A 16,217-nucleotide genomic window follows, 5' to 3' on the forward strand; every position below is an offset into this window, starting at 1 on the left:
TCGACTTGCATGTATTAGGCACGCCGCCAGCGTTCGTCCTGAGCCAGGATCAAACTCTCCATTAAGGTAGAACTTTGATTTGCACTCATTCACTGCTGACGAGAATTTGCATTCTCTTATACTGCTATTTACTCACTCGTTGATTCAGTTTTCAAAGGACAATCATTTAATCATACATTATATGCACTCACTTTAATTAAATGTTATTAACCATTTAATTTTAGCGGCGACTTTTTTAATATACCACACTAACCTACTTCAATGCAAGCTTTTTTTTGAAATTAAGGATAACAGGCTTGATCTTGTTGGTTTTATGCTTGTACCGTTTTTAGCGGCGAGATGTAATGTATCATACCCCTGCTGTATAAGTCAAGCAATTCATTTCAATTTATTTTAACGTTGCATTTTATTCCTCGCATATTTCGAAATTTCTCTGGGCGAAGCCAGCCTTGCATACATTCGAAAAATCACTTTGTAACGAGATTCAATCGCTTTCTTGACTTCATTATCCAATTTTTTATCATTTAAGTCGAACAGCATTTCATCCAATTCTTTTTTTAACACGTAGTCGAGCTCACTGCATTCCCTTGCATTGAACAAAAAACCGAGCATCAGCCTCAATGCCCCTTTCATCTGAAGTTATCCTGACCATCTGAAGACGCCAAAAAGCATGCAATGTTAAAGCACTGATCCATCCAAATTCACTTCGCGCTTTAAACCTGCATGCCTAAGCCAGTTAAGCAGCTCGTCTGCTTTACTGTTATGCACATATTTAGTTTTTTTATGCGGTATACGCGTTAACTTTTTACAAGCCAGTAGGTAAATGTACTTTCGATCAGCGCAGCTACCGTCAATGTAACAACAAGCACGAGCACGACAGGACCTATCGCCTTAGCAAAGCCTAGCAGCTCTTCTTTATAAGCATTCGGTCTATTCGGGCTTATTAGAGCAGCTAAAGACTTCATCATCAGAACACCCAGGCGCATACCAAACGCAGCTGCAATGATGATCGCCGGAATTTCAAGAATGCCGTGAGGGACGATACCTTTTAAAACAAAGAGCAGCGATTCTTTATGTGCAGACAAAGCTCCTATATAACCGAGCAGTAATCCGTTCGTTAGCAAAAAAAACAACGGTAATATCCCAAAAAAAGCGCCTAATGCGATGACCAGCAGCGTCTTCAATACATTATTCCAAAAAATCAGCCAGAACATCGACCATTGCGGATTCGGTTTGTCAGCCATTGATTGTGTAAGCTGCTCCAAGGCTTTTAACTGTGTTTCAATAAAAGTCTGGAATGAATCCGAAAATCCCGCTCCAAGTATCATCCCAACAACAAAGACAAGTGTCGCTGCGATAAAATAATGCTTCATTAGCTTGAGTTGTATTCTTATATTATTCATGATTTCTCATCTCCCTACGTTTATTCTATTGGTTTCACAAGTAGTAGCCAAGCTCTTATCATATCTTCCTTGTCCCAGCATACACTGTATTAAATGCAAAATATACAAGCCCTTCTTGGTAAGCAGGGCTGCCGGGAGGTTAGGTTCATGAATTACTTTTATGTGGTGAACGGGAAAAAAATTAAGCAAGTTTTTATTATTGCTGTAGCGATCATTTTTGCAATTGGTATTATTTATTCAGAGCGAGATCAAGTGACGGTCTTTTCGCAAAGTGAGCCTGCAGCCATTTATAGTGTACAAACCGAGAAAAAGTGGATAGCACTTACCTTTGACATCAGCTGGGGAGACAAACGAACCGAACCTATCCTCAAGATTTTGGAGGACAAAGGGGTAAAGAACGCTACTTTCTTCCTCTCTTCACCCTGGAGTAAGGATCATCCCGAGATGGTGCAGCGAATTGTTAAAGGTGGATGGGAGGTTGGGAGTCACGGGCATAAGCATGTAAACTACAGCAGCCTCAACGACGATGAGATTCGGACACAAATTAAAACAGCCAACCAAATCTTAAACCAGGTTACTGGTAAAAATCCGAATCTGATCCGGTTACCTAACGGTGATTTTGACAAAAGAGTGCTCCGCATCGCTCACGAGCTTAATTACACGGTCATCCAATGGGATACAGATTCTATGGATTGGATGAATAAAGGCGTCGATAATATTATTAATCGTGTTGTATCCAAGGCTCACCCCGGAGACATCGTACTTATGCATGCCAGCGACTCCGTCAAGCAAACTCACGAAGCGCTGCCCGTCATTATCGATCAGCTTCGCGCCAAAGGCTATGAGTTCGTAACGGTCAGTGAGCTGATGAAGCAAACAGAAGTTCGCAACAAACCACCCGTCGAAGACCAAGCCATGAAACAGCTTCAATGATTCAGTGTTGACTAATAGAAATTAAGAAGAGCCGTCACAGCGGCTCTTTGTTTGTTTTTAGCACTTTCGATAAAATCAATATTTGCCATGCATTGCAAGCAAGCAAAGGGATCATCATAAAGAGAGTTGAAGCTGCACTATTGATCCTGAGCGCTGGTACTGCTTCGATGGCCGTAACGGCTGTCATAAAAAATAACGTAGGGATAAATCCATTTCTGTTGGTCAGCTTCACCTTCCACCAAGAAGTGGAGAACGCGACAACAAGTAAAATAAGCGGCAGCATCATGTAGGTAAGCCAGCTTTCTTGCGCATCTTCATGTCTTAGAAACACCAAATCGACCAAGGCAATAAGGACACAGATCAACTGCAGTGTATCTGTAATCCATTTAGCTCTTATCATGCCCATCACTATAAAACGAACAATCAAGTAAGAGAAAAAACCCATTTGACTGAGAACGCTGATCATGGCCCCACCAAGCAGCATCGTCACCATGTTAAAACCAATTTCATTACCATTAAGCACACTTATCTTCTGATCGGTGGACTGTAAAATAAAACCGATAATTAAAGCTGCTACAGCTCCAATCACAAGTGTCGTCCAGAATAAATAAAACCATTTACGTAATGTCACAACTTTTACCCCCAGCACATGCGTCTTTTCTGATGCTAATTGTACCAACCTTCTCAATAAAAAGCTAATGGGGAGGGGATTTCAAATAAGGCATTTTGGCGAATACTACACACAACAAATCATGAAAGGAGCCACGAAGTCATGAAATCTCAATGGTTGCGTCAGGTTGTTCTTCTCATTCTTATTGGGATGGTATTATCTTCTTGCGGCTCGGATAGCAGCTCTTCACAATCGCAAAACGGCGGTTACAAGGATACCAAAACGATGGTGCTCGACATATTAAAAACCGAGGATGGGCAAAAGGCTATACTCACAGCATCGCAAAAAGCAGCAGCACAAGACGGAGGTCAGTTAAAGTTATTGTCAGCCGGTGATGCCCAGCACATTCAACTTGCGGTTAAGGACGTACTTACCGATACGAGCAATAATAAATTTTTACAAACGGTTATTACAGATCCTAAATTTGCTGGTGAATTTGCCAAGGCGATTCAAAAGGAAATGAAGCAGCTGCAAAAGGATTTAATGAAAGACCCTGAATATCAGCAAGCACTGGTCAGCACCATGAAAAATCCGGATTTTGAAAAAATGCTTCTGGATACATTGAAAAGCACTCCTTATAGACAGCAGACCAAAACCGTCATTCAGGAATCCATGCAAAGTCCGTTGTTTCGTCTTGATTTAATGAATGTGATGAAAAAGGTGCTTGAGGAAGAATCACAACCCAAGGGGCAGAGTAAGTCAGGAGGAGAAAGTCAGAGTGGCGGCGGCTCTCAGGAAAGCGGCGGCGGTGGCAATCAGAAGAAATAATTCGAGAAGGCCAGAAAAAGCAGTTCAAAACAACTCACAAAAAAATGACCGCCCGATTACGATCTCGGACGGTCTGTTTATTTCTGTATTATTTATTAATGACCTTTAGTGCAAGTTCTTTATATAGGTTACCCGTTTCGGATTCAGCTTTGTAAACCGATGGTGAATAATCAGACTCAGCAGGGTGATTATCAGGCGCACCCAAAGGGATTTGAGCAAGCAGCTCTGTATGCAGCTCTTCTGCCAGCTTGCCGCCGCCACCTCTACCAAATACATAAGCCTTCTCACCACTAGAATCCTTGTAATAAGACATATTTTCAACGATTCCAATAATTTCATGCTCGGTATGTATAGCCATAGCACCAGCCCTTGCAGCAACAAAAGCTGCAGTAGCATGTGGAGTTGTGACAATAATTTCTTTGCTTTGCGGGATCATCTGATGTACATCCAAGGCAACATCGCCTGTACCGGGCGGTAAATCCAACAAAACGTATTCGACATCACCCCAGGTCACTTCCTGGAAAAAGTTCCGCAGCATTTTGCCAAGCATCGGACCACGCCAAATGACTGGCGTATTGTCCTCTACGAAGAAGCCCATAGAGATTACTTTGACTCCAAATCGCTCAATCGGCACGATTTTATTGTCAATAAGCTCAGGCTTATGGTCGATCCCCATCATATCCGGCACACTGAAGCCATAAATATCTGCATCAATAAGGCCTACTTTTTTGCCCAATCTTGCAAGCGCTACTGCCAGGTTAACGGTAACGGTGGATTTACCTACTCCGCCCTTGCCACTTGCAATAGCAATGAACTGCACACCCTCTGCAGCATCTAAAATATTACGAGCAGGCACTGAATGATCTGCAGGTTCCTTGGGTGTATCTGCTTGCTTTTGTGCCGAAGCAGCCTCCTGGATTTTGCGCGAAGCTTCATTCCGATCAAATTCAGATAGCCCTCGGAAGCGTAAATGCACCTCTTGAGCACCCACTTTTTGAAAAGCGGCTGTAATTTGATTTTCCAGAGTTGTTCGGTAGTCTTCACTTTCGTTGGACAACAGCACCGTAGCTGCGACACGCTCTTCTTTAATAACCATATCTCGAATAAAATGCAGCTCCACCAAATCCAGCAAAAACTCCTGATCATGAATTGAGCGGACTGCATCTAATAATTGTTCCTTCGTAACCATAGATTCACCCCAGCAATCTGTATTCATACTTGAGTGTTATTATAACATAGTTTGTTTATAAACCCACTTTTTCACCTGAGTAATATCTGAGTACACCTTGATAGATAGCAGCCGCGAGTTTCTTTTGATAATTACGACTCTTCAGCTTGTCAGCCTCCGGAGGATTCGATAGAAAACCTACCTCAATCAAGGCACTGGGCATTTGCAAAGTTTTTAACAAGAACACATTCCCTACTGGCTTTGCGATACGCTCTGTATTATTCAGATTGGTTTTCAGTTCCTCCTGGATGAACGTCGCCAATACAATACTGTCTTTATGATTAGGATAGTAGAACGTCTGTGCCCCAGACCATTTAGTAGAGGGTATGCTGTTTACATGGACACTTAGGAACAAGTCCGATTTTTTCTGATTAATAAATTGTGCACGATTCATAAGATCCTCGGTCTTTCTCTTACTGTAGCCCTTGGTGGAGGAGTCTGCCAAATCCTTATCGTCCTCTCGGGTCATTACAACGAGTGCGCCGGCTTCCTGCAAATAATCTCGGAGGTGCAATGAAATATTCAGGTTAATGTCCTTTTCTACAGTTCCATCCTTGCTTTCCGCTCCTCCATCAGGGCCACCATGGCCTGGATCAAGTGCAATGACCTTTCCAGACAAGGGCATCGTCCAGTATGTCCATGTTTTGGTTGCAGGCAATTCATAACTAAACATAATCAGCATGAGGGCAATAAGCAGAGCTGAGAGCCCGATCTTTAAGCTGCTTTGCAGAGTGAGCCATATGACGATTCGCTTCCTTCTTTTCCACATCAAAAATCCACCTCAAGTCCCTATAGATTCTGTACATCTATATGGGTTGAGGTGGACAAATATACCTTATGACTGTAAGCGTAATCCGTATGAATTTATACTTCGTTGTCCGGCTCCTTCATGCCTTCAATCAGCACTTGAGCTACTTCTGGTCGAGTAAATTCACCTGGTGGACATTGTCCATCACGCAGCAGGGCGCGAACCTTGGTACCAGACAAATGCAAGTGCTCTGAAGCGTCATGAGGACATGTTTTGCTTGAAGCCATGTTGCCGCATTTTTTGCAAAAGAAGCTATGCTCAAAAAACAACGGTGTAATACCCAGCTCATGCTTGGTGAAATTGCTGAATATTTCTTGAGCCTCATACGTGCCGTAATAGTCTCCCACACCTGCATGATCACGACCTACGATGAAATGCGTGCAGCCGTAATTTTTGCGAACCATTGCGTGAAAAATCGCTTCCCGAGGTCCTGCATAACGCATGGCTGCAGGGAATACCCCTAAGGATACACGATCCTTCGGATAGTAGTTTTCCAGCAATACCAGATAGCTTTTCATACGAACATCAGCCGAAATATCATCAGACTTCGTTTCGCCTACCAACGGATTCAGAAACAGACCATCCACGATTTCCATCGCTGTTTTTTGTATATACTCATGAGCACGATGCACAGGGTTGCGGGTTTGAAAACCAACAACCGTCTTCCAGCCCTTCTCAACAAATAAGCGGCGGGTTTCTGCGGGATCGAAATAAAACTCCTCAAACTTCTCTGCTTTGGGTCTGTTTAATACCTGCACGGATCCACCTAAATGGGTAGCAGGGCGGGAAAACAATTTTTGGACGCCAGGATGGGCAGAATCGTCGGTTTTAAACACTTTTACAGCCTCATGCTTATGGTCGACACTATAGACGCTTTGAACGTCCAGAATGCCATATATAACGTCATCTGCTTCACCAACCAGTGCGATTTGCTGTCCGATTGAAAAGCCTTTACCAATATGGGCCTCAACAGGAAGAGTTACCGGAATACTCCATACCGTACCGTCAGCCAAGCGCATCCGTTCAACAACAGATTGATAGTCCTCTTCTCCCAAAAAGCCGGTAAGTGGTGAAAATGCTCCTACCCCAATCAAATCCAGATCCGAGATAGCCCATGCACTTATTTTAAGTGTGTACAAAGTTTTGGCAAGCTCCAGCAGGTGCTCTCTCTCTGCACCTTCCACGATTCGGTTGATCAACGTGCCTCCATGAGGTTGAATCGTTTCGGTCATAGGTTCGCAAATCTCCTTTATAATTATTTGTGAAGTCCGCATTCTGTTTTTTCATTGCCAGCCCAACGCCCGGCCCGAGGATCTTCACCAGCAGCGACTTGACGTGTGCAATGCGTGCAGCCAATGCTTGGATAGTTGTTGTCGTGCAATGGATTATACAAAACATTGTTTTTGCGGATATAATTCCATACGTCTTCACTTGTCCAGCTAGCCAATGGGTTGAATTTTACTAAACCAAACTTGGTATCATATTCAACTTTTTTGGAATTAGCACGTGTCGGTGCCTGATCTCGGCGAATACCAGTAATCCATGCATCATAATTTTTCAAAATATCGGTTAATGGATCTACTTTTCTTATATTGCAGCATTGATTCGGACTGCTTTTCCAAAGCTCATCACCAAATTGTGCAGCTTGTTCGTCTAAAGTTAACTTCGGAAGTACTTGGACAAACTCCAAACCGTAGTGCTGCTGCAATTTATCACGTGTATCGTACGTTTCCTGAAAATGAACATTTGTATCTAAATAAAATATGTCTGTTTTCGGACTCAGCTTCTGCAGCATATCAACTAATACTACATCCTCTGCGCCGAAACTACAGGCTAATGTAATATTGGGAAACTTCTCTACAGCCAGTTCGATCAATGTTTCTGCTGACAGATTCTCATAATGCTCCGCTGCTTCCTGAATCCACCGCTCTTTTTCAAATAAATTCATTACAATTCCTCCCAAATGATTAATTCCGAGTATATTAATATGCTTTCTTTGTATAATTCCATTATAATGCCACCAGACTTTTTGTCAAATTAAATTTTTCTTCTGCCATTTGGAGTAAAACGACTACTATATCGATATGCAAATGCATAACAAAAAAAGCCTTTCCACCAAAACGGCAGAAAGACTTTTTTTTGTTCGATATGTGTATATCTTAACGCTTGGAGAACTGAGGAGCACGACGAGCGGCTTTCAATCCATATTTTTTACGCTCTTTCATACGTGGATCACGAGTCAGAAAACCCGCTTTTTTCAACGATCCGCGCAATTCAGGATCTACCTTCAGCAATGCACGAGAAATACCATGACGGATCGCTCCTGCTTGTCCAGAGATACCTCCACCGTTAGCAATAACCAATACATCGTATTGACCCAAAGTCTCTGTAAGATTCAATGGTTGCTTAACGATAAGCTTTAAAGTTTCTAAACCAAAATATTCATCCAATTCACGTTTGTTGATCACAATTCGGCCTTCGCCTGGTACTAGACGTACGCGAGCTACCGAATGCTTCCTACGACCTGTTCCATAGTATTGAACCTGTGCCACAAGATAGCCTCCTTTTAACTAACCGCGAAGTTCCCAGACTTCTGGTTGTTGTGCTTGGTGCGGGTGTTCGGATCCTGCATATACTTTAAGTTTCGTTTTCATTGCATCACCTAAACGGTTTTTCGGAAGCATTCCGAAAATTGCCAATTCAAGGACACGTTCTGGTTTGTTAGCAATCATGTCTTGAGCGGATGTTACTTTCAAACCGCCTGTGTACATGGAGTGACGGTAGTACATTTTGTTTTGCAATTTCTTACCTGTTAAATGAATCTTTTCTGCATTGATGACGATAACAAAATCTCCTGTATCCACATGAGGTGTGAATTGTGGTTTGTGTTTGCCGCGAATTAATGCTGCTACTTCGCTTGCAAGACGACCCAGAGTTTTATCTGTAGCGTCAACAATGAACCATTTGCGTTCTACTTCATTAGGCTTAGCCATGTATGTCGTGCGCATTTCGTTGTTCCTCCTAAACATTTTGCATATCGGTAATTGATTGATGACACAGTTTCGCTTTTGATACCGAGACAACCTGTCATCTCATCATCCAATTTATCTGTATCATTTAATTAATATGGTTTATACGGCTCCTGCTTGATCCGGGGCCGTGGGTTAGCCGATCAAGAAACGCCAAGTTGTATTATACTACGTACGGAAGATTAAATCAAGAACTAATCTCATCGTTATCGTATAAAACTTCCCAGAGTACCAGCCCATGAGGCATAGCGGTTGGTCCGGCCAACGCACGGTCTCGTAAAGACAGAATCTCACTCATTGCATCAGCTGATCGTTTGCCTTCTCCGATCTGGATCAGCGTACCGACAATAATTCGAACCATATTGTATAAAAAACCATTTCCGGTCACATGAATATGAATACCATATGATTGCAAAATGGGATCCACCGGTTCACATTCCAATGAGGCGGCATATATCGTCCGTACATTGGACTTCTTGGTAGAACGAATTGAGCAGAAAGAAGTAAAATCATGTTCTCCCACCAAACAGGGCAAACTTGATTGCATGGCTTCCGTATTCAATGGTGTAGGATGGAAGTATTCCTGGTTACGACGAAATAAATCAGGGTGTTTGCCGCAACGGATGGTATATCGGTAGGTTTTGCGGTCTGCACTGCGTCTCGAATGGAAATTATCATCGACCTGCCTTGCGTTACTAACGATAATGTCAGCAGGCAGAAGCGTATTTAAAGCCAAGCACCAACGAACGAGAGGAATCGGGGATGAGGTGATAAAGTTGATAACCTGGCATCTGGCATGAACACCTGCATCGGTACGTCCAGAAGAGGTTATTTTGATCGTCTCACCCGTCAGAGAACGTATCGCACGCTCCAGAATGTCCTGAATCGTGTTGTTGCTTGGCTGTGTCTGAAAGCCGTGATAAGCCGTTCCGTCATAGCTTACGGTCATGCATATATTTCTCAAGGCTAACCTCCGTCTCATATCCATAAGCTGAGGCTACAAAAAAAAGGGCTTCAGCAGAATCATAAGATCCTGTCCACCCTTTCCAATCCCTTTATGCACGATCTACTAGCTCTAAGTAAACCATTGGTGCAGCATCGCCGCGACGTGGTCCAAGCTTTAAGATACGTGTATAACCGCCTTGACGTTCCGCGTAGCGAGGAGCCAGATCAGCAAACAGCTTTTGGATAGCGTCCTGGTTTTCATTCGCTGCTTCGCGGCGAACAAAGGAAGCCACCTGACGACGTGCATGAAGATCTCCGCGTTTTGCCAAAGTGATTAATTTTTCTGCAATAGAACGTAATTCTTTTGCTTTAGCTTCTGTCGTTTGAATACGCTCATAAATGAACAGATCCGTTACCAGGTCACGAAATAATGCTTTACGTGAACTGGAATCACGACTTAACTTTTGATGTTGTGCCATTGTATGTGTAACCTCCTTATGCTTAATAATCGTTGACGTCTAGTCTTCCATTCGAAGACCAAGACCCAGCTCTTCGAGCTTCTCTTGAACTTCTTCAAGGGACTTGCGTCCAAGATTACGAACCTTCATCATATCTTCTTCGGTTTTCGTAATCAATTCTTGTACGGTATTAATACCCGCGCGCTTCAAACAGTTGTAAGAACGAACTGAAAGATCAAGCTCTTCGATCGTCATCTCAAGCACTTTCTCTTTTTTGTCCTCTTCTTTTTCAACCATGATCTCAGCATCTTTAGCTTCATCAGTCAAACCGACGAATAACATCAAATGCTCAGTCAAAATTTTGGCGCCCAAGCTTACAGCTTCTTCAGGTCGAATACTTCCATCGGTCCACACTTCAAGAGTCAGTTTATCATAATTGGTAACCTGGCCTACGCGAGTATTTTCGATGTTGTAATTGACACGAGTGATTGGCGTGTAAATCGAATCAATCGGTACTAAACCGATAAGCTGCTCTTCTTTTTTGTTCTTATCCGCTTGTACATATCCACGTCCACGATTTGCGTGAATTCGCATATGAAGACGGGAATCGGATGAAAGTGTAGCAATGTGCAAATCCGGATTAAGGATTTCAACATCACTATCACCACGAATATCGCCAGCTACGACCGCTCCTTCGCCTTCAGCGTCAATCTCCAACACTTTATCCTCGTCGGAATGAATTTTAAGCGAAAGTCCCTTTAAGTTAAGGATAATCTCAGTGACATCTTCCTTAACACCAGGAACGGTTGAAAACTCGTGCAGCACTCCGTCGATTTGAACCGAGGTAACCGCCGCCCCCGGTAAGGAGGACAGCAAAATTCTGCGCAGCGAGTTTCCCAAAGTTGTTCCATAGCCTCTTTCCAAAGGCTCTACAACAAACTTACCGTAAGTGCCCTCTTCGCTTAATGCTACGGTTTCTATTTTCGGCTTTTCGATTTCGATCAATGATAACCCTCCTTCAAAACGTCGTTTCCCTCTGGATAACTTAAGACGCATAAAACGTGCAGTATTCTTATCCACATAGTATTGTCAACTTTTGGATAAATATACCACTCTTCGTAATCTCAATTAGACACGACGACGTTTTGGAGGACGGCAACCGTTGTGAGGTACAGGAGTTACGTCTTTAATCAGGTTAACTTCCAGACCAGCTGCTTGAAGCGAACGAATTGCTGCTTCACGACCAGCTCCTGGACCTTTAACCATAACTTCAACGACTTTCATCCCATGCTCCATTGCCGCTTTAGCTGCTGTTTCAGCAGCCATTTGTGCTGCGAACGGAGTGCTTTTACGTGAGCCTTTAAAGCCCATGTTACCAGCACTCGCCCAAGAGATTGCATTACCGTGAGGATCGGTAATAGTTACGATGGTATTGTTAAACGTTGAACGGATATGTGCTACTCCGGTGTCAATGTTTTTCCGATCACGACGTTTCGTACGAACAACTTTTTTAGGTTTAGCCATTTTCAGTGTTAACCCCCTTTACTATTTTTTCTTATTAGCTACAGTACGACGAGGACCTTTACGCGTACGGGCATTTGTTTTAGTACGTTGACCACGAACAGGTAAACCGCGACGGTGACGAACACCACGATAGCAACCAATTTCGATTAGACGTTTAATGTTCAGAGCAATTTCACGACGAAGGTCGCCTTCTACTTTGACAGTTTTGTCAATAGCATCACGAAGCTTGCTTACTTCATCTTCGGTCAAATCGCGAACGCGAGTTGCCGAACTTACACCGGTTTCGGCCAAAATCTTTTGGGATGTTGTTTTACCGATACCAAAAATGTATGTCAGGGCAATTTCCACGCGCTTTTCACGAGGTAAGTCTACACCAGCAATACGTGCCATTTATACAAGCACCTCCTTAACCTTGTTTTTGTTTGTGCTTCGGATTTTCGCAAATAACCATTACATTGCCTTTGCGACGAATGACTTTGCATTTCTCACAAATCGGCTTAACCGACGGTCTAACTTTCATTTTTATTACCTCCTAAGAGTTTGCTTTAGCAAACTGACTTCGTAAGCATAAGCTGAGTTTTCAAGAGAAAACTGTCTTCGTAAGCATGAGCCGAGAAAGCTTTAGTGAGCTATCTTGGTAGGCATAGGTATATATATTCATACATTTATTTAAAACGATAGGTTATACGGCCTCTAGTCAAATCATAAGGTGAAAGTTCCACCGTTACTTTATCTCCAGGCAAGATCCGGATAAAGTGCATTCTGATTTTACCGGATACGTGAGCAAGTATCTTATGACCGTTTTCCAGCTCCACTTTAAACATTGCATTCGGAAGAGGTTCAATCACTGTACCTTCAACTTCAATAACATCTTCTTTGGCCACAGTCATTCTCCTTTCTCTTGTGCTTCTGATTGAATTTGGTTCACAACCTTATTGATTACAAAGCGCAATTTACTATTGGTTACACGTCCGCTATCGCTCATGCTTTCCACAACTTCGCTGCTAACCGTTGGTAACAATTCGAGATGAAGTATATTTTTCTTCTTAGGCTGGTCGAATCTCCGTTTGTCGCCGTCTACAATCCACACGAATCGTTGGTCTTCGACATTTATGATGACAGCGTACTTCCCGGAATCGTTGCCGCGAATAATCCTAACTAATTGTCCAAGCTGTGGTTTGTTTACCGAATTCACAAGGCTCACCTACGCTTTAGGCTTTTGTAAATATTTCGTAACCATCCGGCGTAATTGCAATGGTATGCTCAAAATGCGCGCACAGTGTGCCATCCACTGTAACAACCGTCCAATTGTCTTTCAGTGTCTTAACATAACGTTCACCGACATTGACCATGGGTTCGATTGCTAATACCATTCCCGGCTTCAGTCGAGGTCCTCGTTCTGGTAAACCGTAATTTGGAATCTGCGGCTCTTCATGTAATTTGGAGCCAATTCCATGCCCAACATATTCTCGAACAATTGAAAAACCTTCGTTCTCGACGTACTTTTGAATAGCATGAGAAATTGTATACAACCGAGCATCCGGTTTAGCTTCCTCTAGTCCTTTGTATAAGCATTGCTCAGTTACCTCCAAAAGCTTCTTGGCTGTATCCGATATGGTTCCAACACCATAAGTCCAGGCTGAGTCACCATGATATCCTTTATACTGAGCTCCGATATCAATACTGATGATGTCGCCATTCAACAACTTACGCGGTCCGGGTATACCATGTACCAATTCATCATTGACTGAAGCACAGATACTTCCAGGAAAACCGTTGTATCCTTTAAAAGATGGGATTGCTCCTTGACTGCGAATATATCCTTCTGCGATTTGATCGAGCTCCTTGGTTGTAATATCGGGCTGAACGGCCTTTTGTAATAAGCGATGCGTTTCGGCTACAATTCGACCTGCTTCTCTCATTAAGTCCAACTCAGCTGGAGATTTACAAATGATCATTTCGCTTGACCTCGCAATAGTAAGCTGATTTGTGCAGCAACCGTACCTATTTCTTGCTCACCGTTAACCTCACGCAAATTTCCTTTGTTACGATAATACGATAAAAGCGGTGCTGTTTTATTCAGATACTCGTCAAGCCGAGTTCCTACTTTTTCTTCGGTATCATCTGATCTTTGGTACAATTCGCCTGAGCATTTATCACATACATTCTCAGTATGAGGAGGGTTAAACAAGACATGATACGTAGCACCACAAGATCTACAAATTCTGCGACCTGTTAATCTCGCCAAAAGCAGGCTGCGATCAACATGAAGGTTTATAACATGATCAATGCTTGAACCTAAAGAATCCATGATCTTATCGAGAGCTTCCGCTTGCTCGATCGTTCTTGGAAATCCGTCAAGCAAAAACCCTGACTTACAATCAGGAAGCTGAAGTCGTTCTTTTACGATACCAATCGTAATTTCATCCGATACAAGCAAACCCTGATCCACATATTTTTTTGCTTCCAACCCAAGGGCCGTACCTTGCTTCATGGCTAAACGAAAAGCGTCGCCGGTTGAAATATGCGGGATTTGAAACTCATTGACGATTGATTCCGCCTGTGTACCTTTGCCTGCACCAGGAGGACCCATAAATATTACGTTCATAATGATTCCTCCCTATCACAGCAAATGATGCAACCAGAACAATAGGTGCCGATAGTGAAAGTTCACTATCAGAACCTATTTACTATTTATTGATAAAACCTTTGTAATGACGTTTGATCAGTTGACTTTCAACCTGCTTCATCGTTTCCAATCCTACACCAATAACAATTAGCAAGGAAGTTCCTCCAATACGAACCGACTCCGGCAAGCCTGCAAGATGGCCCAGTACCATTGGAATAATGGAGATCGCAGCCAAGAAAAGAGCACCAGACAAAGTAATGCGAGTCATTACTCTGGTCAAGTATACAGAAGTTGTTTTCCCAGGACGAATTCCTGGTATGTAACCTCCGTTTTTCTTCATTTGGTCAGCCATCTGTTCAGGATTAATCTGAACAAACGTGTAGAAGAAGGTGAACCCAATGATCAATAGTACATACAGTACCATACCGAGTGGTGCTGTATAATTTAAATTCGTAATGATCCAATCTGCTACTACATTACCTCTCCAAAAATTAGCAAGTGTTGGAGGAAAAACAAGTAATGATAAAGCAAAGATGACTGGAATTACACCCGCTGCATTTACCTTTAATGGGATGTGTGTCGATTGCCCACCATAAGTCTTGCGACCTACAACCCGTTTGGCGTATTGCACCGGAATTTTACGAATGCCTTGTTGTATGAAGATAACCCCAGCGATCAACGCAATAATAACAACTACGATGAGCACGACTTTGATAATATTCAAGAACAGTGCATCTCCAGCATCGGCTAATTGAGTTTTGTAAATCTGTGAAATTCCTGTCGGAATTGCAGCTACAATCCCCGCGAAGATGATAATGGAAATACCATTTCCAATTCCATTTTCAGTGATTTGTTCCCCTAACCACATCAGAAATGCAGTTCCCGCTGTCAGAACGATTGCGATCAAAGCATACGTTGTGAACGTAGGATCCACAACTAACCCTGTGTAGATTCGGTTAAATCCGATAGCCAAACCAAATGCCTGGATAATCCCTAATCCAATTGTACCGTAACGGGTAATCTGCGCTAACTTCTTTCTGCCCACTTCCCCTTCTTTTGCCCATTGAGCAAAACGTGGTATTACATCCATCGATAAAAGCTGAACGATGATCGAGGCTGTAATATAAGGCATAATTCCCATCGCGAAGATCGAGAATTGGAACAATGCGCCACCGGAAAAAGTATTCATCAAACCAAACACACCACCTGTGTTGGCTTGATCCTGAAGTTTGATAATATCTGTGTTGATGTTAGGTACCGGAATAAAAGCACCAATTCTGTAGACGATCAAAACGATTAAGGTGAAGAATATTCTTCTCCTCAGATCGTCTACTTTCAAAATATTGGATATGGTACGTAACATTAAATCACCTCGGTTTTACCGCCGGCAGCCTGAATTTTCTCTACCGCAGATTGAGAGAACTTGTTAGCTTTTACACTCAACTGAACAGTAAGATCGCCATTGCCCAAGATTTTGATTCCATCTCTTGCATTTTTGATAATACCGGACTCTTGAAGAATTTCTGGAGTCACTTCAGTACCAGCAGCAAATTTGTTAAGCTCAGTCAGATTTACAATAGCGAATTCCTTACGGAATCTGTTAGTAAATCCACGTTTAGGCAAGCGACGATATAGAGGATTTTGTCCCCCTTCAAAACCTGGACGAACACCACCGCCAGAGCGCGAATTTTGTCCTTTATGTCCACGAGTTGACGTTTTTCCCATACCACTACCGATACCACGACCCACACGCTTGCGGGCTTTACGTGCCCCGATAGCCGGAGTAAGCTCATGCAATTTCATCGTTTGCACCTCCTCTTAA

23 protein-coding genes and 1 rRNA gene are annotated in these 16,217 nt (G+C 42.8%); 2 read left to right on the forward strand and 22 right to left on the reverse strand.

What is annotated here, in order from left to right:
• The 3 genes from BK127_RS35750 to BK127_RS35760 form a co-directional block, all read right to left on the reverse strand.
• Nucleotides 1-65, reverse strand: a 16S ribosomal RNA gene (locus tag BK127_RS35750); the annotation flags it as partial.
• 328 nt (nt 66-393) lie between these two features.
• Nucleotides 394-612: a hypothetical protein gene (locus tag BK127_RS35755; RefSeq protein ID WP_076237547.1), complete on the reverse strand. Its 219-nt coding sequence runs from the start codon at nt 610-612 to the stop codon at nt 394-396.
• Between the two features lie 185 nt (nt 613-797).
• The gene (locus BK127_RS35760) at nt 798-1,403 is read right to left on the reverse strand and encodes a stage II sporulation protein M (RefSeq protein ID WP_076237384.1); all 606 of its coding nucleotides are present in this window, start codon (nt 1,401-1,403) and stop codon (nt 798-800) included.
• 147 nt (nt 1,404-1,550) lie between these two features.
• Here BK127_RS35760 and pdaB point away from each other — a divergent pair, with 147 nt between their 5' ends.
• A complete protein-coding gene (gene pdaB / locus BK127_RS35765) occupies nt 1,551-2,336 on the forward strand; it encodes a polysaccharide deacetylase family sporulation protein PdaB (protein ID WP_076237386.1) in 786 nt (261 codons plus the stop codon).
• Nucleotides 2,337-2,370: 34 nt separating this feature from the next.
• Here pdaB and BK127_RS35770 read toward each other — a convergent pair whose 3' ends face one another.
• Nucleotides 2,371-2,967 (reverse strand): KinB-signaling pathway activation protein, encoded by a 597-nt coding sequence (locus BK127_RS35770; RefSeq protein WP_076237389.1) that lies wholly within the window; start codon nt 2,965-2,967, stop codon nt 2,371-2,373.
• 141 nt (nt 2,968-3,108) lie between these two features.
• On the opposite strand from BK127_RS35770, the gene gerD reads away from it, so the two are divergent.
• The gene (gene gerD, locus BK127_RS35775) at nt 3,109-3,774 is read left to right on the forward strand and encodes a spore germination lipoprotein GerD (protein ID WP_076237391.1); all 666 of its coding nucleotides are present in this window, start codon (nt 3,109-3,111) and stop codon (nt 3,772-3,774) included.
• An 88-nt stretch (nt 3,775-3,862) separates the two neighbouring features.
• Here the strand turns inward: gerD and BK127_RS35780 are convergent, their stop codons facing one another.
• The 18 genes from BK127_RS35780 to rplO all read right to left on the reverse strand — a co-directional run bounded on the left by BK127_RS35780 (nt 3,863) and on the right by rplO (nt 16,198).
• The gene (locus BK127_RS35780) at nt 3,863-4,963 is read right to left on the reverse strand and encodes an Mrp/NBP35 family ATP-binding protein (RefSeq protein WP_076237394.1); all 1,101 of its coding nucleotides are present in this window, start codon (nt 4,961-4,963) and stop codon (nt 3,863-3,865) included.
• Between the two features lie 55 nt (nt 4,964-5,018).
• Complete coding sequence (cwlD, locus tag BK127_RS35785; RefSeq protein ID WP_076237396.1) at nt 5,019-5,771, reverse strand: N-acetylmuramoyl-L-alanine amidase CwlD; 753 nt, start codon at nt 5,769-5,771, stop codon at nt 5,019-5,021.
• A 95-nt stretch (nt 5,772-5,866) separates the two neighbouring features.
• Nucleotides 5,867-7,042, reverse strand: coding sequence for a sulfate adenylyltransferase (sat, locus tag BK127_RS35790; RefSeq protein WP_076237399.1), 1,176 nt, complete (start codon nt 7,040-7,042; stop codon nt 5,867-5,869).
• A 23-nt stretch (nt 7,043-7,065) separates the two neighbouring features.
• Nucleotides 7,066-7,758, reverse strand: a complete 693-nt coding sequence (locus BK127_RS35795; RefSeq protein ID WP_076237402.1) for a phosphoadenylyl-sulfate reductase — start codon at nt 7,756-7,758, stop codon at nt 7,066-7,068.
• A gap of 211 nt (nt 7,759-7,969) precedes the next feature.
• Nucleotides 7,970-8,362 (reverse strand): 30S ribosomal protein S9, encoded by a 393-nt coding sequence (rpsI, locus tag BK127_RS35800; RefSeq protein ID WP_076237405.1) that lies wholly within the window; start codon nt 8,360-8,362, stop codon nt 7,970-7,972.
• Between the two features lie 18 nt (nt 8,363-8,380).
• On the reverse strand, nt 8,381-8,818 hold the full coding sequence (rplM, locus tag BK127_RS35805; RefSeq protein ID WP_076237407.1) for a 50S ribosomal protein L13: 438 nt from the start codon (nt 8,816-8,818) through the stop codon (nt 8,381-8,383).
• A 208-nt stretch (nt 8,819-9,026) separates the two neighbouring features.
• The gene (gene truA, locus BK127_RS35810; RefSeq protein ID WP_076237409.1) at nt 9,027-9,803 is read right to left on the reverse strand and encodes a tRNA pseudouridine(38-40) synthase TruA; all 777 of its coding nucleotides are present in this window, start codon (nt 9,801-9,803) and stop codon (nt 9,027-9,029) included.
• A gap of 91 nt (nt 9,804-9,894) precedes the next feature.
• Complete coding sequence (gene rplQ, locus BK127_RS35815; RefSeq protein WP_076237411.1) at nt 9,895-10,263, reverse strand: 50S ribosomal protein L17; 369 nt, start codon at nt 10,261-10,263, stop codon at nt 9,895-9,897.
• 39 nt (nt 10,264-10,302) lie between these two features.
• Nucleotides 10,303-11,247 carry a DNA-directed RNA polymerase subunit alpha gene (locus BK127_RS35820; RefSeq protein WP_076237413.1) on the reverse strand — a complete coding sequence of 315 codons (945 nt, stop codon included), beginning with the start codon at nt 11,245-11,247 and terminating at the stop codon, nt 10,303-10,305.
• Nucleotides 11,248-11,370: 123 nt separating this feature from the next.
• Nucleotides 11,371-11,766: a 30S ribosomal protein S11 gene (gene rpsK / locus BK127_RS35825; RefSeq protein WP_076237415.1), complete on the reverse strand. Its 396-nt coding sequence runs from the start codon at nt 11,764-11,766 to the stop codon at nt 11,371-11,373.
• Between the two features lie 21 nt (nt 11,767-11,787).
• Nucleotides 11,788-12,156: a 30S ribosomal protein S13 gene (rpsM, locus tag BK127_RS35830; RefSeq protein ID WP_076237417.1), complete on the reverse strand. Its 369-nt coding sequence runs from the start codon at nt 12,154-12,156 to the stop codon at nt 11,788-11,790.
• Between the two features lie 16 nt (nt 12,157-12,172).
• Nucleotides 12,173-12,286 carry a 50S ribosomal protein L36 gene (gene rpmJ / locus BK127_RS35835; protein ID WP_003333770.1) on the reverse strand — a complete coding sequence of 38 codons (114 nt, stop codon included), beginning with the start codon at nt 12,284-12,286 and terminating at the stop codon, nt 12,173-12,175.
• Nucleotides 12,287-12,431: 145 nt separating this feature from the next.
• Nucleotides 12,432-12,650 carry a translation initiation factor IF-1 gene (gene infA / locus BK127_RS35840; protein ID WP_009676800.1) on the reverse strand — a complete coding sequence of 73 codons (219 nt, stop codon included), beginning with the start codon at nt 12,648-12,650 and terminating at the stop codon, nt 12,432-12,434.
• Between the two features lie 2 nt (nt 12,651-12,652).
• Complete coding sequence (locus tag BK127_RS35845; RefSeq protein WP_076237420.1) at nt 12,653-12,961, reverse strand: KOW domain-containing RNA-binding protein; 309 nt, start codon at nt 12,959-12,961, stop codon at nt 12,653-12,655.
• 16 nt (nt 12,962-12,977) lie between these two features.
• A complete protein-coding gene (map, locus tag BK127_RS35850) occupies nt 12,978-13,724 on the reverse strand; it encodes a type I methionyl aminopeptidase (RefSeq protein ID WP_076237423.1) in 747 nt (248 codons plus the stop codon).
• Nucleotides 13,721-14,374 (reverse strand): adenylate kinase, encoded by a 654-nt coding sequence (locus BK127_RS35855; protein ID WP_076237426.1) that lies wholly within the window; start codon nt 14,372-14,374, stop codon nt 13,721-13,723. The genes map and BK127_RS35855 overlap by 4 nt, the downstream gene beginning before the upstream one ends.
• Before the next feature lie 82 nt (nt 14,375-14,456).
• Nucleotides 14,457-15,758, reverse strand: a complete 1,302-nt coding sequence (secY, locus tag BK127_RS35860) for a preprotein translocase subunit SecY (protein ID WP_076237429.1) — start codon at nt 15,756-15,758, stop codon at nt 14,457-14,459.
• Nucleotides 15,758-16,198: a 50S ribosomal protein L15 gene (gene rplO, locus BK127_RS35865; RefSeq protein WP_076237431.1), complete on the reverse strand. Its 441-nt coding sequence runs from the start codon at nt 16,196-16,198 to the stop codon at nt 15,758-15,760. Before rplO ends, secY begins: the two co-directional genes overlap by 1 nt.
• Nucleotides 16,199-16,217: the final 19 nt, after the last annotated feature.

The organism is Paenibacillus sp. FSL H7-0331 (assembly GCF_001956045.1).